This window comes from Streptomyces sp. Ru62 (genome assembly GCF_002920615.1).
Classification (GTDB): domain Bacteria; phylum Actinomycetota; class Actinomycetes; order Streptomycetales; family Streptomycetaceae; genus Streptomyces.
The window spans coordinates 1-20,569 of record NZ_PQSU01000065.1; the positions used below are offsets into that span (position 1 = coordinate 1).

The 20,569-nt window shown below is 71.2% G+C and carries 19 protein-coding genes and 3 pseudogenes; 8 read left to right on the forward strand and 14 right to left on the reverse strand.

Annotated elements, in window-relative coordinates:
* Positions 1-184: 184 nt before the first annotated feature.
* Entirely contained in the window at positions 185-775 is a 591-nt protein-coding gene (locus C3492_RS42890) for a hemerythrin domain-containing protein (protein WP_103817997.1), read from the forward strand.
* Between the two features lie 138 nt (positions 776-913).
* Here the strand turns inward: C3492_RS42890 and C3492_RS42895 are convergent, their stop codons facing one another.
* The 4 genes and pseudogenes from C3492_RS42895 to C3492_RS42910 all read right to left on the reverse strand — a co-directional run bounded on the left by C3492_RS42895 (position 914) and on the right by C3492_RS42910 (position 4,545).
* Positions 914-1,402, reverse strand: a complete 489-nt coding sequence (locus tag C3492_RS42895) for an SPW repeat protein (protein WP_258056242.1) — start codon at positions 1,400-1,402, stop codon at positions 914-916.
* A gap of 129 nt (positions 1,403-1,531) precedes the next feature.
* Positions 1,532-1,967 (reverse strand): annotated as a pseudogene (locus C3492_RS42900) (GTP cyclohydrolase I).
* A gap of 14 nt (positions 1,968-1,981) precedes the next feature.
* Positions 1,982-2,362, reverse strand: coding sequence for a hypothetical protein (locus C3492_RS42905; RefSeq protein ID WP_258056243.1), 381 nt, complete (start codon positions 2,360-2,362; stop codon positions 1,982-1,984).
* A 146-nt stretch (positions 2,363-2,508) separates the two neighbouring features.
* On the reverse strand, positions 2,509-4,545 hold the full coding sequence (locus C3492_RS42910; RefSeq protein WP_103817999.1) for a SpoIIE family protein phosphatase: 2,037 nt from the start codon (positions 4,543-4,545) through the stop codon (positions 2,509-2,511).
* A 281-nt stretch (positions 4,546-4,826) separates the two neighbouring features.
* Between C3492_RS42910 and C3492_RS42915 the strand changes: the two genes are divergently transcribed.
* The 3 genes from C3492_RS42915 (at position 4,827) to C3492_RS42925 (ending at position 7,190) form a co-directional block, all read left to right on the forward strand.
* Positions 4,827-5,654, forward strand: coding sequence for an alpha/beta fold hydrolase (locus C3492_RS42915; RefSeq protein ID WP_103818000.1), 828 nt, complete (start codon positions 4,827-4,829; stop codon positions 5,652-5,654).
* Between the two features lie 124 nt (positions 5,655-5,778).
* A complete protein-coding gene (locus C3492_RS42920; RefSeq protein WP_181140862.1) occupies positions 5,779-6,717 on the forward strand; it encodes an NADP-dependent oxidoreductase in 939 nt (312 codons plus the stop codon).
* Entirely contained in the window at positions 6,714-7,190 is a 477-nt protein-coding gene (locus C3492_RS42925; RefSeq protein WP_103818002.1) for a cupin domain-containing protein, read from the forward strand. The genes C3492_RS42920 and C3492_RS42925 overlap by 4 nt, the downstream gene beginning before the upstream one ends.
* Positions 7,191-7,256: 66 nt before the next feature.
* Here C3492_RS42925 and C3492_RS42930 read toward each other — a convergent pair.
* The 8 genes and pseudogenes from C3492_RS42930 to C3492_RS42970 all read right to left on the reverse strand — a co-directional run.
* Positions 7,257-7,403: pseudogene (locus tag C3492_RS42930) on the reverse strand (serine hydrolase); the annotation flags it as partial.
* Between the two features lie 42 nt (positions 7,404-7,445).
* Positions 7,446-8,288, reverse strand: coding sequence for a fumarylacetoacetate hydrolase family protein (locus tag C3492_RS42935; RefSeq protein ID WP_103818003.1), 843 nt, complete (start codon positions 8,286-8,288; stop codon positions 7,446-7,448).
* A gap of 67 nt (positions 8,289-8,355) precedes the next feature.
* Positions 8,356-11,283 carry an FAD-binding and (Fe-S)-binding domain-containing protein gene (locus C3492_RS42940; RefSeq protein ID WP_103818004.1) on the reverse strand — a complete coding sequence of 976 codons (2,928 nt, stop codon included), beginning with the start codon at positions 11,281-11,283 and terminating at the stop codon, positions 8,356-8,358.
* Positions 11,284-11,405: 122 nt separating this feature from the next.
* Positions 11,406-12,281, reverse strand: a complete 876-nt coding sequence (locus C3492_RS42945) for an alpha/beta fold hydrolase (protein WP_103818005.1) — start codon at positions 12,279-12,281, stop codon at positions 11,406-11,408.
* Between the two features lie 236 nt (positions 12,282-12,517).
* Positions 12,518-13,003 carry a DUF1269 domain-containing protein gene (locus tag C3492_RS42950; protein WP_103818006.1) on the reverse strand — a complete coding sequence of 162 codons (486 nt, stop codon included), beginning with the start codon at positions 13,001-13,003 and terminating at the stop codon, positions 12,518-12,520.
* Positions 13,004-13,175: 172 nt separating this feature from the next.
* On the reverse strand, positions 13,176-13,526 hold the full coding sequence (locus tag C3492_RS42955) for a UBP-type zinc finger domain-containing protein (RefSeq protein WP_103818007.1): 351 nt from the start codon (positions 13,524-13,526) through the stop codon (positions 13,176-13,178).
* 145 nt (positions 13,527-13,671) lie between these two features.
* Positions 13,672-14,643, reverse strand: coding sequence for an alpha/beta hydrolase (locus tag C3492_RS42960; RefSeq protein ID WP_103818008.1), 972 nt, complete (start codon positions 14,641-14,643; stop codon positions 13,672-13,674).
* Positions 14,644-15,192: 549 nt separating this feature from the next.
* A pseudogene (locus C3492_RS42970) lies at positions 15,193-15,687 on the reverse strand (aldo/keto reductase); the annotation flags it as partial.
* A gap of 360 nt (positions 15,688-16,047) precedes the next feature.
* Between C3492_RS42970 and C3492_RS42975 the strand changes: the two are divergent.
* Both C3492_RS42975 and C3492_RS42980 read left to right on the forward strand, forming a co-directional pair.
* Positions 16,048-16,806 carry a hypothetical protein gene (locus C3492_RS42975; protein ID WP_103818009.1) on the forward strand — a complete coding sequence of 253 codons (759 nt, stop codon included), beginning with the start codon at positions 16,048-16,050 and terminating at the stop codon, positions 16,804-16,806.
* A 180-nt stretch (positions 16,807-16,986) separates the two neighbouring features.
* Positions 16,987-17,634 (forward strand): sigma-70 family RNA polymerase sigma factor, encoded by a 648-nt coding sequence (locus C3492_RS42980; RefSeq protein ID WP_103818010.1) that lies wholly within the window; start codon positions 16,987-16,989, stop codon positions 17,632-17,634.
* Positions 17,635-18,137: 503 nt separating this feature from the next.
* Here the strand turns inward: C3492_RS42980 and C3492_RS46525 are convergent.
* Positions 18,138-18,365 (reverse strand): hypothetical protein, encoded by a 228-nt coding sequence (locus C3492_RS46525; RefSeq protein WP_258056244.1) that lies wholly within the window; start codon positions 18,363-18,365, stop codon positions 18,138-18,140.
* Positions 18,366-18,525: 160 nt separating this feature from the next.
* On the opposite strand from C3492_RS46525, the gene C3492_RS42990 reads away from it, so the two are divergent.
* Complete coding sequence (locus tag C3492_RS42990; protein ID WP_181140863.1) at positions 18,526-19,014, forward strand: GNAT family N-acetyltransferase; 489 nt, start codon at positions 18,526-18,528, stop codon at positions 19,012-19,014.
* 430 nt (positions 19,015-19,444) lie between these two features.
* On the opposite strand, the gene C3492_RS45060 is transcribed toward C3492_RS42990, so the two are convergent.
* The gene (locus C3492_RS45060) at positions 19,445-20,002 is read right to left on the reverse strand and encodes a hypothetical protein (protein WP_181140864.1); all 558 of its coding nucleotides are present in this window, start codon (positions 20,000-20,002) and stop codon (positions 19,445-19,447) included.
* Between the two features lie 268 nt (positions 20,003-20,270).
* Here C3492_RS45060 and C3492_RS42995 point away from each other — a divergent pair.
* On the forward strand, positions 20,271-20,569 hold a 299-nt coding region (locus tag C3492_RS42995; protein ID WP_308461191.1), incomplete at its 3' end, for a sigma factor.

Here is a 20,569-nt window from a genome sequence, read left to right on the forward strand (position 1 = left end):
CGGGCTATGTACGGGAGGCGCACGAGCGGTTCGAGAAGATGCAGGAGCGGATCCACGGCGGCGAGGCCCCGCCGAGCGACCGGGTGATGGCCGAGCACGACGAGATGTTCGGCCGCGAGTACCGCGTCCAGACCGAGGGCGAGCACCCCGACCCCGCCCAGCGCGAGAAGTGAGGCCGCCCGCGATGTCCGAACTGCACACCCCCCAGGCCGGTGACGACCGGGCCCCCGACAGCGACGTGGTCGCCCTCCTCATGCGCCAGCACGGCGACATCCGCAACCTCTTCGACGAGGTCGAGGCCGCCTCCGGCGAGGAGCGCCGCGACGCGTACCGCCGCCTGGTCCGTCTGCTGGCCGTGCACGAGACCGCGGAGGAGGAGGTCGTGCACCCCTTCGTCCGACGCGCGGTGGAGGGCGGCGAGCAGATCGTCCGGGACCGCCTCGCGGAGGAGAAGTCGGCGAAGGAGACGCTGGCGGCCATGGACGAGATGGACACCGACGACCCCGAGTTCCTGCCCCGGCTCATGAAGCTGCGCACCGATGTGCAGGAGCACGCCCGCGCGGAGGAGCGGTACGAGTTCACGCACATCCGGCGCAGCACCGACGTCACCAACCTCGCCGCCATGGCCAAGGCCGTCAAGGCGGCCGAGGCCATCGCCCCCACCCGGCCGCACCCCGGCGTCGAGTCCGCCGCGGCCAACGTGGCCCTCGGCCCCGTCGCCGCCCTCATGGACCGCACCAAGGACGCCGTCCGCAAGGCGATGGGCAGGGACTGACGGGCAAGGAGGGGCGGGCAGGGGCGGGCAGGGACTGACGCGCACGCACTGAGAGGCGGGCGCGGTCGGCAAGGGCTCGCGGGATCACCGGCTCCGCCCGGGTGGTCCCGCGAGCTCACGTCTGGTCGCGGAACAGGGTCAGCCGCGACCGGGTGCGTACGACGCCGGCATGCCGCGCCGTGCCTCGGACGACTCCGCCGCCCGGGCGGCCGCGCTGGCGGCCAGGGCCAGCAGGAGGGCCAGCGCGCCGACGATGACGTTGTTCACGATCGTCTTCGTCGTACTGACGTCGCCGGCGACCACCCACGGCGCGATGATCGCCCACAGGCCCAGAGCGCAGGACGCCCACGCCATGCTGTGGGTGCGTTCGTAGGCACGGCCGAATCCGCCGCTCATCAGGACCGCGTAGGCGATGCCGGTGAGCAGGTTGGTGACGGCCAGGGTGGACAGGGCGTTGAAGCCCGTGATCCACGGCGACGCCGCGAGGTACAGACCGGTGAGCAGCGCCATGGTCTCGATGGCCTGGCCCTTGGGCGTGCTGGTGGCGCGCTCGGCCATCTCGTGCCGAAGGCGCATGTCGACGATGTCGGGGTGCGTCTCCATGGACGGCCTGGGAGAAGTGGTCATGGTCCTCACCTTCGGAGGGTGTAGTACGTCCGGACTTCCGCGAGTACCCCGATCCGAGGGTGCAATCTTGGGTAAAAGGGTCGATATGTCGCCGGGCGCATCGGGCCGGTTCCAGAGGTCCGACGGTCGTCAGGAGGCCGCCCCCGTCAGGCCGAGGAATTCGCTGCGGGAGCGGGCGTCGGAGCGCAGCAGGCCGAGGAGGGTGGAGGTCATGGTGCTGGAGCCGGTCGCCTGCACCCCGCGCAGGGTCATGCAGGAGTGCTCCGCCTCGATCACCACACCGACCCCCTTGGGCTCCAGGTGGTCCTGCAGCCAGTCGGCGACCTGTTTGGTGAGGCGTTTGTTCGTCGTAGCCCTCGTCGTTGGGGAAGGTGGTCAGGTCGAAGGGGCGCGGGGTGAAGAGTTCGGCGTAGGCGCGGGCCATCCGGCCCGGTGTGCCGCGCAGGCTCTCCGAGGCGGTGGAGATGCCGAGCGCGGCGAGGAACCGGCCGGCCGCGGCTTCGGCGGCGGCGAGGTCGATCCCCTCGGGCTCGTGGACGACCCGCAGAGCGGGCCGCCCGGGTATCGCCTCTTCCTCCTCTAGGCGGCGAGCAGACCGTGGGCCACCACGACCGGCACCGGGAAGCGGCGCTCGGCGGGGACGGAACCGTCGGCTCCAGGACCCCCCGCCGCCGCTGCCGCGCCGGCCGTGGCACGCTCACGGTGGACGGGGATCCAGCGGGCCAGCATCACGAAGCCCAGCAGGGCGACGGGCAGCAGCAGACCGAACGCGCTCCAGGCCACCGCACTGTTGTCGGCGACGACGTAGACGATCCACACCACCAGTCCGATCGCGGCCAGGACGAAGTGGCCGAAGACGACGGGTGCGGGCAGGCGGCTGGTGCCGGTCTGCTGCTGGCGGATTCCGCCGCGTCGGATCCAGGTGCCGAGCATGTAGAAGCCGCCGAGAGCGGTGATCACCCAGGTGATCAGTGCGGCCGGAGCCCGGGGAGTGCTGCGTCCGCCTGGGCCCGAGCGACCCCGACCACGAGGACGAGGGGGCACAGGACCACTGTGGTCGTCCGGGAACCGGCCACCCCAGGCCCTCAGGCGGGGTTCAGCCGTAGTCAGTCGGCGGCAGGGCGGGTGCGGGCCAGCAGGAGGGTGATGTCGTCGTCCACCGGTCCGTCAGGGACCAGGGTGTCGATGACCGACCCGCACAGCTCGTCCAGACTGGAGACGCGGCCGGTGAGAGCCGTGCGCAGCCGCTGCAGGCCGCGGTCGATGTCGTGGTCCGTCTCGATCAGACCGTCGCTGTACAGCCCCACCACGCTGCTGTCCGCCAGCTCCACCTCGGTCGACTCGTAGGCGCCCAGTCCCACCCCGATGGGCGCGCCTGGAGGTACGTCGGCGAAGTCGACCGATCCGTCGGGGGAGATGATCGCGGGCGGGGGGTGGCCGGCACTGGACATGGTGCAGCGCCGGGATTCCGGGTCGTACACACCGTAGAAGCAGGTGGCTCCGAAAGCCGTTGGCATGGAAGGGCCGTCGTCGAAGCGGTCCTCGGCGACATCGAGGGCGAGTTCGTCCATGAGGCGGAGCAATTCGTCCGGCGGCAGGGCCAGTTTGCTGAGCGCACGGGTCGTGGCGCGCAGGCGTCCCATGGTCACGGCCGCGTGGATGCCGTGACCGACAACGTCCCCCAGGACCAGGGCCACGCGGGCGTCGGACAGTTGGATGACGTCGAACCAGTCGCCGCCGACGCCGCCATGGGTGTCCGCGGGCAGGTAGCGGGTGGCCACCTCGACGGTGCTGCCCCCGGACAAGTGGTGCGGCATGAGGTCGCGTTGGATGGCGAGCGCCGCTGTTCGCCCTCGCGTGAAGCGCAGGGCGTTGTCGATGATCAGTGCGGCCCGGGCCGCGAGTTCCTCCGCGAGAGCGAGGTCCGCCCCGCTGAACGGGACCGGGTTCTCGCTGCGCACGAAGACGGCGATGCCGAGCATCGCACCGCGCGCCTGCAAGGGGACGATCATGAGTGAGTGCATTCCGGTCTGGTGGATGACGCGGGCCCGATCCGGGTCGTCGTCGAGCCACGTGCCGGGGGAGGTGTCGAGAACAGGCTCGAAGTAGGACCTGCGATGGTCGAGCACGATGGTGAACGGGGACGCCGGCGGAACGTAGACCGGTGTTCCGCGTGCCCAGAGGGACTCGCGGAGATCGTCGTGGATGGAAGCGGCGCCGGCGCGGTAGAACCCGGGGATCCTCGAATCGGTGGACTTGAGGCGTCTCAGGGGCTCCTTGTCCAGCGGCACAGCCTGGACGAGGTCGATCGTCACGTAGTCGGCGAGGTTCGGTACCGCCGTCTCCGCCAGACTCTGACTGGTGACCAACGGGTCCAGATCCGTGCCGATGCGGCTCTTCGCCTCATTGAGCAGACGCAGTCGCCCGCCTTCCTGCCCGGTGCCGGCCTGGACGGCCACGGAACACACGCCCAGCGGCCGGCCGTCCGACCCCTCAAGACGGACCAGGGCGACGCGGTAGCAACGGCCGGGAGGGCGCACCTCGGCCGGCCACAGTTCATGCCCGAGCAGCGGCTCGCCGCTCCGGAAGACGCGCGCCATGGCTCGTTCCAGGAACTCCGGGTGACGGGCGCGGACCACCTCGGTGACATGACCGCCCAGTTCCGGCCCGGAGCCGTAGAGGTCCTGATGGTGCGCGCTGTCGTTGAACCAGACACAACGCAGTTCCCGGTCCCAGATGGCCAGACTGATCGGCGAGTGGTGGAGCAGCGCGTCCACCGCGGCCGGATCCAGGCCAGGCCGGTCGTACGCGCTCGGCCCCCACACGAGCCAGCCCGCGCCGCCGTCGGCGTCCAGAGGAGTGATCCGCAGGTACGCGGTCGCCTCACGGCCGTCGCGGCGGCGGATCCGCACCCGCCCCGACCAGGGGCCGCCGGCAAAGACACGGGGAACGTCCGGGTCGCTCGGAACCAGCAACCTCTCGGCGGGGCGGTGGAGCACCTGGTCGCCCGCATAGCCCCACAGGCGCTCGGCGGCCCCCGTCCACACGCAGACCGTCATGTCGGCACTGAGCACTGCCAGGACGTCACCCGCTTCCACGGCCCGCTCTTCAGCCGAGGATCTCCCAGCGCGATCCGTGGACATACTGCAACTATGCCGCGCGCGCGCCGCACCCTGCCACGGCAGCGGGGTACGGCGGCTTCCCGGGGCACGGGGCCGTCGCGGACCCTCCGGCGCGCTGAAGCGGGGGCTCCCGAGTAGCGTGGGACCCACGACGTCCTCACCGGCCGCCTTCCTCTACGGGCCTGTCCGTCGTCCCCTGCGGCACGGGCATCCCCCATGCGGCTCGGGCACGGAACCCTCGTGACCGTGCGAATCACCGTGCGATTTCCGTGCGAATTCCGGACAAGGCTGAAGGGGCGACCATGGCCTTTGCCACCGCCAAGGACGGCACACAGATCTACTTCAAGGAATGGGGGTCGGGCCCACCCGTGGTCTTCTCCCACGGCTGGCCACTGATCGCGGACGCGTGGGACCCGCAACTGAAGCTGATGGCGGACAACGGCTTCCGGGCCGTGGCCCACGACCGGCGCGGGGGCGGACGCTCGGGCCAGCCATGGCAGGGCAACGACCTCGACACGTACGCCGACGACCTGGCCTCGGTCATCGAGACCCTCGATCTCCGCGACGTCATCCTGGTCGGTCACTCGACCGGTGGGGGAGAGGTCACGCGCTACATCGGCCGGCATGGATCGGACCGTGTCGCCAAGGTGGTCCTGCTCGGGGCGATCCCCCCGCTGATGCTCAAGACGGAAGCGAACCCCGAGGGGCTGCCGATCGACGTCTTCGACGAGATCCGGAACGGCGTGCTGACCGACCGCTCCCAGTACTACCAGGACCTCAGCGCTCCCTTCTTCGGCGCCAACCGCGAGGGTTCGACCGTCTCGCAGGGGACCCGCGACGAGTTCTGGCTCTGGAGCATGACCGTGGGCATCAAGGGCGCCCACGACTGCGTCAGGGCGTTCTCCGAGACCGACCTCACCGAGGACCTCAGGAAGTTCGACAAGCCCACGCTGATCATCCACGGTGACGACGACCAGATCGTCCCCATCGTGGCATCCGCCGAGAAGTCGTCGCAGATCGTCGAGGACGCGACCCTCAAGGTGTACTCGGGTGCTCCGCACGGCTTGTCGATGGTCCCCGAGTTCGCGGAACGGTTCAACGCCGACCTGCTGGAATTCGTCCGGGGCTGACCGGCCGGCCTGTCCGGATGCGGGTGACTCATGGCCGGACCGGGGCGGCGCCGGGCCCGGGGTGGTCGGCACTGTGGAAGGCGGACGGACCGTCCACGCGTAGCTCACCGATGCCGGAGACCTTATGCAAGCCATCACAGTCCGAGACCGCGACGCCGGAGTCGCCGGGATGTCCCTCACGGACGTGCCCCACCCCCATGCGGCCGAGAACGACGTCATCGTGCGGGTGCACGCCGCCGGCTTCACCCCCGGAGAGCTGGACTGGCCCGCCACGTGGACCGATCGCGCCGGCCGCGACCGGACGCCGAGCGTCCCCGGGCACGAGCTCTCGGGCGTCGTCGTGGAGCTGGGGTACGGCACCACCGGCCTGAGCGTCGGACAGCGGGTGTTCGGGCTGGCCGACTGGGCCCGCGACGGCACCCTCGCCGAGTACACCGCGGTGGAGGCCCGCAACCTCGCCCCGCTGCCGGCGGACATCGACCACACCCTGGCCGCCGCACTGCCGATCTCCGGGCTCACCGCCTGGCAGGGCCTGTTCGACCACGGCCGTCTCACCACGGGCCAGACCGTCCTGATCCACGGTGCCGCGGGCGGCGTCGGCTCGATCGCGGTGCAACTCGCCCGCGAGGCCGGCGCCCGCGTCATCGGCACCGGCCGGTCCTCCGCCCGGGAAAGGGCGCTCGCCCTGGGCGTCGACACCTTCCTCGACCTGGAGACCGACAAGCTGGAGGAGGCCGGCGAGGCCGACGTCGTGTTCGACGTGATCGGCGGCGACATCCTCGACCGCTCCGCCGCCCTGGTCCGCCCCGGCGGCACGCTCGTCACCATCGCCATGCCGCCCACGGCCCGGCCGAAGGACGGACGGGCCGTCTTCTTCGTCGTCGAACCCGACCGCGCCCGGCTCACCGACCTCGCCGCGCGGCTGAGGGACGGCCGGCTCAAGCCGGTCGTCGGTGCCGTACGGCCGCTCGCCGAAGCACCCTCCGCGTTCGCCCCCGGCAAGCGCACCCCGGGCAAGACGATCATCCGCGTCACGGAAGACCGAACAGGAGACCGATCATGATCGGAATGCGGATCGCCGGCGGCTTGCTGGCCGTGGCCGCGCTGGCCACGGCCTGCTCGACCTCCGACCGGCCCGCCCACGCCGAGCGGCCGACCCCGGGCGTGGTGTCGCCCGCGGCCATGGCGTCGACGCGCCCCACCGAAACCCTCAGGCCGCTGCTCCAGCAGGCACTTCCGAATGTGAAGGGCAAGACGTTCACCTCGGTGATCGTCGACTTCCCGCCCGACGCACGCGCGATGCCGCACCGCCACGGCCATGCGTTCGTCTACGCCTACGTCCTCGAAGGCACCGTGCGCAGCCGGCTCGAAGGCAAGCCTGTGCGCACCTACCACCAGGGCGAGAACTGGGTCGAGGAGCCGGGCGCCCACCACGTCCTCACCGAGAACACCAGCTCGACCGAGCGGGCCGAGCTCCTGGTCGTCTTCGTGTCCAACACCGGGGAAAAGCTCAAGGTCGACGACCGGACGCCATAGAACGGAGGGCCTCGACACCCGCGCGGTCCGGGGCCGGCCGAGGAACCCCGGAACCGGCAGGCACCGGGCGGGACCGGGGCGCGCGGTGATCTCCGTGATGCCGAGCGGCCGCAGGACGTACTCGGTCACCGACGCCGCGTACGTCGTCCCGGAAGCAGCGGTCAGAGCGGCGCCGAGCACGGCGTAGCCGAGGTTGGAGTACTCCACCCGCATTCTCCGTCAGCGGTACGGGTGCGGTGTCCTCTTCCGGCGCGGTCACTGGGAGACGAAGTGCTGCCTCAGCTCGCCGATGCCCTCGATGGAGCTGACCAGTTCGTCGCCGGGGGTGAGCCACCGCTGAGGGTTCCGTCCGAGGCCGACACCGGACGGCGTACCGGTGTAGATGACGTCTCCCGGAAACAGCTCCAGCACGTGCGACAGCTTCGAGACGAGCGCCGGGACGGAGAAGATCATGTTCCGGGTGGAGTCGTGCTGCACCTCCTCGTCGTTGACGCTGCACCGCAGTTCGAGGTCGTCGGGGTCGTCGAACTCGTCGGGGGTCACCAGGCACGGTCCCATGGGTGAGAAGCCGGGGAAGGACTTCGCCAGACCGAACTGGGGCGCGGGGCCGCTCATCTGCAGAAGGCGCTCCGAGAGGTCCTGTCCGACGGTCAGCCCGGCCACGTGGTCCCATGCGCCGGCCTCCGGGACCCGGCGTGCGGTCCGGCCGATGACGACCACCAGTTCCACCTCCCAGTCCGTGTGGCCCCCCTCGGGCAGCACCACGTCGGTGAGGGGACCGGTGATGCTGCCGGCGAACTTGGTGAAGACGGGCGGCATGCCCTCGGGCCTCGTGAATCCGGCCTCGTCCACGTGCTCGCGGTAGTTGAGGCCGATGGCGAAGAGCTGGCGGGGAGCGGGCGCCGGGGCGCCGAGGCCGGCCGGGTCGTAGGGAAGACCGGGCACCGTGCCGGCGTCGGCCCAGGCGCGGAACTCGTCCCAGCGCTCGTAAACGGCCTGGGGGTCGGGCGGGAAGCGGCCGTCACTGGCGTCGTGGACGTCCACCGCCCGCCCGTCCTTGAGCAGGGTCAGACGTCCGGACAGGTTGGCGATGCGCATGACGGGTTCTCCTGTGCTGTGCGTCGCGGGCGAAGGCGGTGGTGCGGGAGCCTGGCGGCCGACGGGGTCAGGCGGGTCTGGTGACCCGTTCGAGGAGCAGCAGCACCGACTGGTAGGGGCGGCCGGTGACGTGCTCCATGCCGATCTCGCAGGTGCGGTTCGCCGAGAGGTAGGCGTCGTGGTGCCCCGCCAGCACCTCCTCGGCCTCGTGGGCCGTCGCCGACTCGGTCAGTTCCCTGTGCAGCATCCCGCGGTCACCGGCGAAGCCGCAGCACTCCGCGTACACCGGGACGGTCACCCGGTCGGCCACGAACCGCGCCAGCTTCTCCAGCTGGGCCACGTCACCGAGGTGGTGCATCGAGCAGGTCGGATGGATCACCGCACTACCGACCGTGGCGACCGCGGTCAGGTGCGGCATCAGTTCCTCGGCCGCCCAGACCAGCGAGTCGACGACCTGGAGCCGCTCGTGCCGGCGCTTGTTCTCCGGTGTCAGGTACGGGACGATCTCGTGCCCGATGCCGAGCGTGCAGGAGGAGGCGTCGACCACGAGCGGCAGTTCGCCGCCGCCGGTCCACTCCCAGGCCCGTTCGACGGTGCGGTTGGCCATGAGCGTGTTGCCGTCGTCGTACCCCTTGGAGTGCCAGATGGTCGCGCAGCAGGAGCCGCCCAGGTCCGGCGGCACCCACACGGGGCGCCCGGCCCGCGCGGAGAGGGTCACGACCGCCTCGGGGAGGGAGAGGTCCTCGCCGCCTGCCGGCCCCGCGAAGATGCGGTTGACGCAGGCGACGAAGTAGACGGCGGCGGCGTCCTCGCGCCGGGTCCGCGGCAGCCGCTTGCCGGCCGGACCGGGGATCGCGCTGATCCACTCCGGCACGAGGTCCGGTGAGACCGCCTTGCGGGCCAGCGAGGTGACGCCGCGCAGGAGACGGTCGTCGACGTGCTCGGCCATGCCCAGCGCGGCGCGGACCGAGGTCTCCACGGCCGCGAAGCGCTCGGCGGCCCGCTCCGCGTTCCGTTCGGCCCGTCGACCGTGGCGCTGGTGCCGGAAGCGCTTCATCATCGCGCCGGTGTCGATGCCGACCGGGCACGCGATCCTGCAGCTGGAGTCGCCGGCGCAGGTGTCCACGGCGTCGTAGCCGTAGGAGTCCAGCAGGTTGTCCGTGACGGGCGAGTCCGCGGACTGCCGCATCATCTCGCGCCGGAGGACGATGCGCTGCCGGGGCGTCGTCGTCAGGTCCCGGCTCGGGCAGACGGGTTCGCAGAAGCCGCACTCGATGCACGGGTCCGCGACCGCCTCGATGGTGGGGATCGTCTTCAGGTGCTTCAGGTGGGCCTTCGGGTCGCGGTTCAGCACCACGCCGGGAGCGAGCACGCCGTGCGGGTCCAGGGCCTGCTTGACCCGCCACATCAGCTCGGCGGCCCGTTCCCCCCACTCCGCCTCCAGGAAGGGCGTCATGTTCCGGCCGGTGGCGTGCTCCGCCTTGAGGGAGCCGTCGAACCGGTCGACCACCATGGCGCAGAACTCCTCCATGAACGCCCCGTACCGCTCGACGTCCGCGGGCCGTGCGGCATCGAAGGCGAGCAGGAAGTGCAGGTTGCCGTGGGCCGCGTGACCGGCCACCGCGGCGTCGAAGCCGTAGCGCCGCTGCATCTCCAGCAGGGCCGCGCCGGCCTCGGCCAGCCGGGAGGGCGGTACGGCGAAGTCCTCGGTGATCAGGGTCGTCCCGGTGGGCCGGGCCTTGCCCACGGCGGTCATGAACGCCTCACGGGCGTGCCAGTAGGTGTGCACCACGCCCGGATCGGTGACGAACGCGTTCGTCACCGACGCCACGGGGGCGACCAGCTCCAGCCCCTCGGCGACGGCGCGGGCGGTTCGCTGGTCGGCGAGGTGCTCCTCCGGTGTGGAGGCGCGGAACTCGACCAGCAGCGCGGCGTTCTCCTGCGGCACGTCCCGCCAGTCGTCGGGCACCCCGTCCACGGCGGCGCAGGCGCGCAGGGTGTTGCCGTCCATCAGCTCGACGGCCCGGGCCCCGGCGCTGTTGAACAGGGGCACGGCGGCGGCCGCCGCGGGCAGGTCGGGGAAGAACAGCAGCGCGGTACAGGTCATCCGGTCCAGGGGGACCGTGTCGAACACGGTCTCGGCGATGAAGCCCAGCGTGCCCTGGGAGCCGACCATCAGACCGCGCAGGATCTCCACGGCGGTCGTCCCGTCGAGGAACGCGTCCAGCCGGTAGCCACTGGTGTTCTTGAGCTCGTACTTGGCGCGGATGCGGGCCACGAGCGCGCTGTCCGCCTCGATCTCGGCCTTGAGCTCGGTCAGGGCCGCCACGAGGTCCGGTTCCGCCGCCCGCAGCCGCTCCTCCGCGTCCGGAGCGGCGGTGTCCACGACCGTGCCGGAGGGCAGCACCATGGTGAGGGAGGACAGCAGCCGGTAGGAGTTCCGCAGGGTGCCGGCGGTCATGCCGGACGCGTTGTTCGCGACGACACCGCCGACCGTGCACGCGAGGGAACTGGCGGGGTCGGGTCCCATCAGACGGCCGTGACGGGAGAGCGCGATGTTGGCCCGCCCGATCGTCGTACCCGGCCTGATCCGGGCCCGCACACCGTCGTCGAGCATCTCCAGCCCGGTCCAGTGACGGCGTACGTCCACCAGGATGTCGTCGCCCTGGGCCTGGCCGTTCAGCGAGGTGCCGGCCGCGCGGAAGACCACGTGGCGGCCGTTGTCGCGGGCGTGACGGAGCACGACGGCCACGTCCGCGGTGGTCTCGGCGACGACCACGACACGGGGCACCAGACGGTACGGGCTGGCGTCCGAGGCGTACCTCACCAGGTCCGAGATCTTGTGCAGGACCTTCTTCGGGCCCAGTTCGGCGACGAGGGCGTCCCGCAGGCCGTCCGGCGTACCGGAGGCCCGGTCGTCGGGGACCCGGTCGACGGAAGGACCGTCCACCGGGTGCGGGCGCAGCGCACCCGGCTGCGGATCGAGCAGCGGCATGTGTGCTCCTTCGGGTGGGCGAGCATGACGAGGTGGGTGGAGGCGACCTCCACGGAGATGTCGGTGATGCCGGGGTGTCGTAGCCCTCGACGGGGAAAGGGCGCGTGCCGAGGTCCGCGTGCTCAGCCGTTCCAGCCGTCCAGAAACGCCAGCAGCTCCGCGTTGACCACCTCTGGCTTCTCCTCCTGGCAGAGGTGACCGCACTGCGGGATCGGGACCCCGCGGACGTCACGGGCCATGCCCTTCCACACGTCCAGCACGTCGTAGGCCTGGCCGACGGCGCTGAAGTCCTCGCCCCAGATGGTCAGCACCGGGCAGTCGATGGGCTGGTCCTCGTCCTCGCGGTCCTGGGCGACGTCCTCGGGGGCCGCGCGGTAGTCCATGCACGACCCGCGGACCGCCCCGGGCTGCTGGTAGGCGCGGACGTAGACGGCGATCTCCTCGGGCGTCAGCATCTCCGGGTCGTACGACCAACCGCGGTAGAAGTGCGTCAGCCAGGTCTCCTCCTTGCCGGCGATCAGCGCTTCGGGCAGGTCCGGCACCTGGAGGAAGGTGAAGAACCAGTACCCCTGCCGCGCCAGGGCCACGTCGTAGGTGTCGGCGATCACCCGGGTCGGGATGTTGTCCATCGCGACGAACCGGTCGATGCGCTCCCGGTGGTCCTTGGCGAAGCGGGTGCCCACCCGCGCGCCGCGGTCGTGGCCGACCAGCGCGATCCTCTCGTGGCCGAGGTGGTCCATCAGGGCGAGGACGTCCCGGGCCATCGTGCGCTTGTCGTAGCCGGACGCCGGCTTCTCGGTGTCCCCGTACCCGCGCAGGTCGGGCGCGATGACGGTGTACTTCTCCGCGAGGACCGGGATCTGCTTCCGCCAGCCGTACCACGTCTCCGGGAAGCCGTGCAGCAGATAGACGGGCGGACCCTGCCCGGCGCTGACCCAGTGCTGGTTGATGCCGTTGAGCACCTTGGTGTGGTGTGTGATCTCCGTGGTCGCTGTCATGTCGGCTCGCTCAGGTCGGAGGAAGGTCGGAGGAACAACCGCTGTCCACTCTGTGCCGGTTCTCGTATGCGCCTTGTCCGGCAGCGCACGCCTTTGTGCGCTTCCGTGCCCTGCCCTGTTCGGTTGCCGGCACGGCGGCCACGGCGCTGTCGTTCGGCGGGCACCGCTCCGGACGCCGTACACCTGCCGGGAACGCCCGGCGAGAGACCGGCGTCCGAACGGCCCCCCGGCGGCGATCAGCCCTCGAAGACCTCGCGCAGGCGGGCTTCCTGGTCGCGGTCGAGGTTCGAGCGGATGAGTTCGGCGTGCTGGGTGGGGAACGCCTCCTTCACCCGGTCGAGCACCTCGTCCCGGGTCAGCAGGAACAGCGCGGACGTGCCGCGGGTCACCTGCGCCTTCACCGACTCGATGAAGTCGTCGTCGATGCCCACGTCGGTCAGCTTGCCGCCCAGGGCGCCGGCGGCGGCCCCCACGGCGGCGCCGAGCAGCGGCATGAGGAAGATGAGGCCGAAGAGCAGCCCCCAGAAGGAGCCGGACAGGGCACCCGCCCCGACCAGATCGGTCAGTTGCTTGGTCTTGGGCTTCTTCGCCTTCTCCGGCCAACTGACGGTGGCGGCGTCCACCACGGTGATCAGTTCCTGCTTCTGCAACCCGAGCAGTGTCTGCTCCACCTGCTCCGCACTCTCCGGCGTGTCGAATTTCCAGACCGTCAGCGTGGCCATCGATGAACCCTTCCGTTCGCGGCTGTGTGTTCCGGTGAAGATCCGCCCGTGGCGTTCCCAGGCACGGGCGTCGGCGAGGCGCTGCCGATCCGCGGCGGACCGAGGGCGACGCGTGTCGGAAGGCGTCGCGGGCCTCGTCCTCGCGACCGGCGGCGAGGAGTGCTCGGCCGGGTCAGCCCAGCTGGTCGGCCCAGTCGGCCGGCACCCGTCCCGCGGGTCCGGGAACGGGCTGGTCGGCCGGATGGCTGTGCGGCGGCGCGAGCTGCGGCCCCGTCTCGTACAGGGTCGACGTGTCGTAGTCCCAGAACCACTCCTCGCCGGGTTCGAAGCTCTGGATGACCGGGTGGCCGCTCGTCCGGGCGTGGGCGGTGGCGTGCTTGGAGGGGGAGTCGTCGCAGCAGCCGATGTGACCGCAGCGCGCGCAGCGCCGCAGGTGGAACCACCAGGCGCCGGTGGCTTCGCACTCCACGCAGCCGGTGCCGCTGGGCGGGACGTCGGGGGCGATGCTGTCGGATGTCGTCAATGTGTCTCCACGGGGTGCGAGCCGGGGGCCGAGGGGGAACCGCGGGGCGGGCGCGGCGGCCGGCCGGACGGCGAGAGGCGGCCGACCGGCCGGCCGCCTTCGCACGCAGGCGGTACCCGCTCCGTACGCGCCGTCCCGTCCGCGGTCAGCTGTTGTGCAGAGCGGTGTGCAGGGTGCGGGCCGCCAGGGTGATGGCGAGCTCCGCGCCGTGGGTCTCCCGCAGAGCGTTGAGCATCACGAAGTCGTGGATGACGCCTTCGACGCGGACAGCGGAGACGGCGACGCCGGCCTGGCGCAGCTTGGACGCGTACGCCTCGCCCTCGTCGCGCAGCACGTCGGCCTCGGCGGTGATGACCAGGGCCGGGGGCAGACCGGTGAGCTGCTCGGTGGTGGCGCGCAGCGGGGAGGCGGTGATCTGGGCGCGCTCGGCCTCGTCGGTGGTGTACTGGTCCCAGAACCACTGCATGCCGTCGCGGCGCAGGAAGTAGCCCTCCGCGAACTGGTGGTAGGAGCCGGTCTCGAAGCTCGCGTCCGTGACCGGGTAGAACAGCACCTGCTGCACCAGGGGGACGTCACCGCGCTCCTTGGCCATCAGCGTCAGCGCCGCGGCCATGTTGCCGCCGACCGAGTCACCGGCCACGGCGAGACGGGACGCGTCCAGGCCCTTGCCGGCGCCGTCCTTCACGATCCACTGGGCGACCGCGTAGTTCTGCTCGATGGCGACCGGGTAACGGACCTCGGGGGAGAGGTCGTACTCGGGGAACACCACGGCCGCGTGGGCGCCGACGGCGAGTTCGCGGACCAGGCGGTCGTGGGTGTGGGCGTTGCCGAAGACCCAGCCGGCGCCGTGGATGTAGAGGATGACCGGCAGCGGGCCCGCCGCCCCGGCCGGCTTGACGATCCGGGCCCGCACCGAGCCGGTCGGACCGCCCTCGACGGTGATCCACTCGTCGTCCACCGCGGGCTTGGCGATGTCGCCGGACTGCACCTCGTCGACCGTCTTGCGGCCCTCGACCGGGCCCAGGTCCGCCAGGTACGGCGGCTTGTCGGTCGCCTCGGCGAACGCGGCCGCGGCGGGCTCCAGCACCGGCTGCACCGGCTCGTACACGTACGACATTGCACACTCCTGAGACGTCATGGATGTGCCGGTGGTCCCGGCGCGGCCATGCCCACCGGATGCGGGATCCACTGGACTGCGGCCACGTTACGGCCGCTGCCACGTCCGCTCTTGCGTGCGCGCGCACTCGCTCTGACCAGCCCGTGCACAATGAGGGGGCGGGAGGGGCAGGCGAGGGCCGGCACCATGAGACCGCCCACCGGTCACAAGCGCCTGATCGCCCTTCCCCCTCTGCCTTCGTCGTCCTGCGGATCGTCCTGGGGGCCGCCGGTCGGGCGACGCCCGGCGGCCCGGACCGGCCAGGCCCCGGCCGCCGCACACGACGACCGGGACGGCCCGGTGCTCGGGATTGCGCGGGCACGGGCTCCCTCCGTTGTGCCGGATGCGGGCGCGGTCAGCGGTGCTTGACGCCGGGCCGGGCGCCGGGGGCGAGGGTGGGTCCGGTGACGGGGGCGTCGCCGAGGGCCTGGTCGACGGCCGCCAGCAGGTCGTCGGAGAGCTGTACCCCGGAGGCGGCGGCGTTGGCGTGGACCTGCTCGGGGCGGGAGGCCAGCCGCCGACGAGCGGGCTGTAGGTCATCACGTCCATGCCGTGCCGGGCGGCGGTGGGCAGGACATCGGCCTCGATGCCGCGCACCAGCATGGAGTACGGCGCCTGCTCGGACACGAACCGCTCCAGACGCCGGTCGCGGGCCGCCCACTGTGCGTCGACGATCTGGCTGCCGGGGAAGGTGGAGGAGCCGATGCAGCGGACATTGCCCTGGCGCACCAGGTCCGTCAGGGCGTCCAGGGTCTCCTCGGTGTCGGTGTCGGTGTCGGTGTCGGGCGAGGGCCGGTGCACCTGGTGGAGGTCGATGTAGCGGTTCCCAGCCGGCGCAGCGAGTCCTCTACGGCGCGCATGATCCAGCGACGGGAGTTGCCCCGCTGGTTGGGGTCGTCGCCCATCGGGTGGTGGAATTTCGTGGGAGTAGACGTCGGCGGTGTCGATGAAGTTGATGCCGGCGTCCATGGCGCGGTGGATGATCCGGGTGGATTCTTCCCGGTCGAGGACCGGTACGGCCGAGCAGACGGTGTTCCACGATCGCCTCCAAGGGTCGGCTACGGGGTGCACGGAGCCGTTCAGGCCCCGCCGGCAGCCACGAAATCAGCGGCGACGCCCTGCGGACAGTCACGCTTGCGAGGGGTGACAGCAGGGACCCCCTCACAGCGAGATCGGGAGTGACAGCGGTCCGTGATCGCCTGCCTCGGAGGCGGAGAAGTCCTCTCCCAGAGGTCGGGGCGGAGTGCCGTCGAGTTCCGGCCTGTCGTCGTGGGCTGGATCACACCCGGCGGATTGAGTACGGTCCCCCGTGGAGGTCCGTACCCACGCACGACGACCGGAGTCCGGATGCGAGGATGAGGCGCCATGACAGCAGGGTGGTGTGCTCGCGCGACACGGGCCGCGGTGTTCGCGGCCCTGTGCGTGCTGCTCGCTGCCCTGGGCCACGTCCTGATGTCCGGCAGCGACGTGCCCGCGTGGGCGCTGGCCGCCGGCGGGGCCGTGACCGGTTCCGTGGGCTGGTGCCTGGCGGGGCGTGAGCGGGGGCTGCCGTTGATCGCGACGGTGGTGGTCGCCGCCCAGGCGGTCCTCCACGAGGCGTTCTCCTGCGCCCAGTCCATGTCCGGCACGTCCGACGGCTCGGCCTCCAGGGGCATGAGCGGCATGGGCTCCATGGACAGCTCCATGAGCATGGGCTCGATGCGGACTGACTCCATGGACATGGGCTCGATGCGCATGGACTCCATGGACATCGGCTGGATGCGGACGGACTCCATGGACATGGGGGCCCCGCACATGGGCCACACGGGCATGAGCCCTGTGCATCACATGGGGCACTCCATGGACGGCGGTTCGTCGTCGTCCGGGATGCTCGCCGCCCACCTGCTCGCCGCGATGCTGTGCGGCCTGTGGATGGCGTACGGCGAGAAGGCCACCTTCCGGATCCTGCGGGCGACGGCCGGATGGCTGGCGGCGCCGCTGCGGCTGCTGCTCGCCCTGCCCGCCACCCCCGACCGCCCCCGCCTCCACATGCGGCGCCGCCGCTCGGACCGGTCGCCGCGTCTTCTGCTTCTCGTCCACGCGATCACTTCTCGGGGTCCGCCCGTGGCAACAGCTGTCGTCTGAGGACAGCTGGTTTCCCGAGGCCGCACGGCTCGCCCGTGTGCGCCTCGGGCCAACGGCCGTACGACCGCACAGGCGCTGGAGCGCCGTAGCGACGCCGTAGGGCCGTCCTGCCCACCTCACCGGACCGCGCGCTTCGGCGCGCCCTGGTCCGGATCACGGTTGACCCGAGAAGGACACCAGGTGATCACCTCTGCCCTGCCCACCTCGCGCACCCGCAGTGACACTCCGGCAGTGCTCGACGAATCGATCACCGCATGGGCGCTGGCCGCCCGGGGCGGTGACGCGGTCGCGGTCGAGCGGTTCGTGGGTGCCCTGCACCGGGACGTCCAGCGCTATGTCGCCCATCTGTGCGGCGACCCCCAGGCCGTGGACGATCTGGCGCAGGACACGTTCCTGCGCGCGCTCGGCAGCCTGCACCGCTTCGAGGGGCGTTGCTCGGCGCGTGCGTGGCTGCTGTCCATCGCCCGCCGCGCGGTCATCGACAGTCACCGGTACGCCGCCACCCGGCCGCGCCTGACCGACGTACCGGACTGGCAGTTGGCCGTCGAGCTGGCCCAGCCCCGTGACCTGCCGGGCTTCGACGACGGCATCGCACTGCTGGATCTGCTGGCCGCGCTGCCCGACGACCGCCGGGAGGCGTTCATGCTCACGCAGTTGCTCGGCCTGCCGTACGCGGAGGCCGCCGAGGTGAGCGACTGCCCGATCGGCACCGTCCGCTCCCGCGTGGCCCGCGCCCGCGCGACGCTGAGGGACCTGCTGGACGAGGGGGGCACCTCCCACACCCACAAGGCAGCGGGGGAGGACACGCCGGCCACGCTGGCGGCCTGACGCTCCGGCAGGGTGCCGGCGCCGGGTGGAAGACCGGCTCCGGCACCCTCGCCGCCGCAGAACGGGGAGCGGTTCACCTGAGCCGGATCGCCGACCGGCCGCGAACGCACGGCGCCTTCGCTCCGACTACTGGACCGGGTGGCGGAGGTTCGCCCGTGTACCGAGGGGATCCGGAGTTGTGCGATGCGTTCTCATGTCGCGGGCTCTGCGGCAGTCTGCTGCCGGCGGGCTGCGGGCATGAAGCCGATGTCGGCCGGGTTCCTGCCCGCCTTCTTCGCCGCGTCCCGCATCTATCGGGCCAGGTCTCGGGCCGGACGGTGACGCCGTCCTCGATCGCCCCGCCCGGCGCGGCGACGACCACGGAGGCTGGTCCTCGACGTGCAGGACGTCAAGGCCGGTCGGACGGACAGGAGTCGCGCCGCCGAGCAGGCCCGGTTCGCAGGCACCGCTGTGGATCAGGGAGATCACCTCGTCGGAGGTGAAGGCGGCGTGTGTGCTGACGGTCATGGACGGGTGCGGTGCGGCGAAGCGGTGGATGAGAGCGGTGAGGACTCGATGCCGGGCGAGGGCATGATGGCGACCCCGACCGTGCCGCCGTGCAGTCCGGCGAGAGCGGCGGCAGTGTCCCGTACGGCGGCCAGGTCGCGCAGCACGCGCCGGCTGGGATCCAGCAGCTTCTGGCCCGCCTCGCTCAGGACGACGCCCCGGCCCACCCGGTGGAAGAGGGCCACCGAGATGGTCCGAAGCCTCAGGCGCTACGCGGCGGGAGATCTTCCACCTGCTCGGACCCATGCAGACGCAACCCCCCCGGCATGGGGAGCGGTGCGGGAATCCTGTCCGAGCAGCCGACCCGCCGCATGGCGGCACGCCCCGGTGCGAAATACTCTCCCGATGAGTTCACGCACTTCCCCGATCAGCCAGCCGATCACGATACGGAGGGCCGTAGCGCGGGATGCCAAACGGCTCACGCGGCTCGTGCGTAACTCAGGCGCCTACCAGGGTAAGTACGCATCCGCGGTAGCGGGCTACCGGGTCGGGCCTGATTACATCGAGGCCCACCGCGCGTTCGTGGCCGTCGGTGCCGACGAGCATGGCGGCCGGGTCCTCGGGTTCTACTCGCTCGTCCTGTCTCCACCGGAGCTCGACCTGCTGTTCGTCGCCGATGAAGCGCAAGGACGGGGTATTGGACGGCTGCTCGTCGCGCACATGCAGTCCGAGGCCCGTGCCGCCGGGCTCGACCGTGTCAAGGTCGTGTCGCATCTTCCGGCCGAGGACTTCTACCACCGCGTCGGCGCAGAGCGGATCGGGACCGCGCTCGCGAACCCGCCCGCCGTGCTGTGGGACCGTCCCGAATTCGAGTTCCGCATCCCTTCGGAATGACGCGTCGTGCCGGTTCGCACGGCACCGGCGGCCCCTCCCGCCGACTCCCTCGCCTCGCCTGCCGCACCCTTTCCAAGGCCCCGCCTCTGGGTGCACTCGGCTCGTTGCAGCACGCATCGCGATGCTCGGCACCCCTGTGCCGGTCCGACCGGTAGCCCGATCGGGCCACGCCGGGTGCAATGAGTCCGGGCCGTCGATCCGCACACGCGGCGGCTCAGTAGCTTCGGACTGCGGCTCGGCCGAGGGCAATGACCCCAGCAGCCCGTTTTCGGGTGCCGTCGCCTGTGACCGACCTCGCCCCCGCCCCGCAGGCGCCCCGCGTCGAGGCGGCTCGCGTCGACGGAGGCGCTCCGCAGGGACGGATGGTTTGTGCCGGTGTGCTGTGAGACCTCCGGAACGGGTGAAGGAGCACAGGAGCACACACCTTTGTTCACGCTCCTGTGTCAGGCAGGTTCTTGGGAGCGTCCTGGGGCGGGTGTGGTGCGGCATGGTGTGAGGAGGCCCTTGCGACCTGCTTGAGCGCGGATGCCGTGGTGGGGTCGCCGACCTTGGCCGGTTGCTCATGCGGGTGATCTGCGGGGCGGTCCTGATGGAAATGGGAGGGTGCCAGCCTGTCGCCGGCACCGTAGGATCCCGGGTCGGCGGTTTCCCTGGGCGTGGTGCCGGTGTCGGCCACAGCGGACCGCATGCCGCCCTTTGCCAGGTCACTCGGCGGGTGCTCGCTTTGCCGGGGGTGTGGCTGGGTCAGCCAGGCGACGGCCGCCCCGGTGAGGGCCACGGGCCATTCCACCACTCCGGCGAAGCCGAGGACCCCGGCTCCGGTGTAGACCGCCACCCGGCGGCCGCGTGGAGAGATGACCCCGATCCAATCCAGTGCGCTGTCGGCGACCTTGCTCACCTGCTCTGCTCCGGGCAAGCGGCGCAGTCCGGAGCCGATGACCCGCAACGGCTGAGGAAGACCGGATGAACTCTCCTCGATCTGGTTCATGTCGAGCTCCCTCCGTCGGTCTGTCAAGGAGTGCCAGACCCGAGTTTCCCGTTGCCACACCGCCTATGCCGTGTGGCAACGGCGAGGTCTCACTCCTTTATGTGCCGCTGTCGGTCATACTTCAGCCGCCTGCTCCCCATCTGACGCCTGCCCCTCGATCGTGTGGTGGCAGGCATGGGTGTGAGGTGAGGGGGTAGTCGCGGGTCGTCGGCCGTTTCACGGCGGGCCGTGGAACGAGTTCGAACCGGGAGGGGACCTCATGGCGCTCATGAGCAGGTGGGACACGCAGATCGCCGAGCTGCCCGAAGTGGCCGACCCTTCCCGCGTGGCGCCCAAGGACGCCCGCGAACTCTCCCGCTTGTTCTTCGAGCAGCTTGCGGTGCTGGAGGAGGGCACGCCCGAATACAGCTACGCCCGTAACACGCTGATCGAGATGAACATGTCCCTGGTCCGCTACGCGGCCGGCCGCTTCCGCAGCCGTGGACCGGAGGAGATGGAGGACATCGTCCAGGTCGGGATGATCGGCCTGATCAAGGCGATCGACCGGTTCGAGCTCTCCCGCGAGGT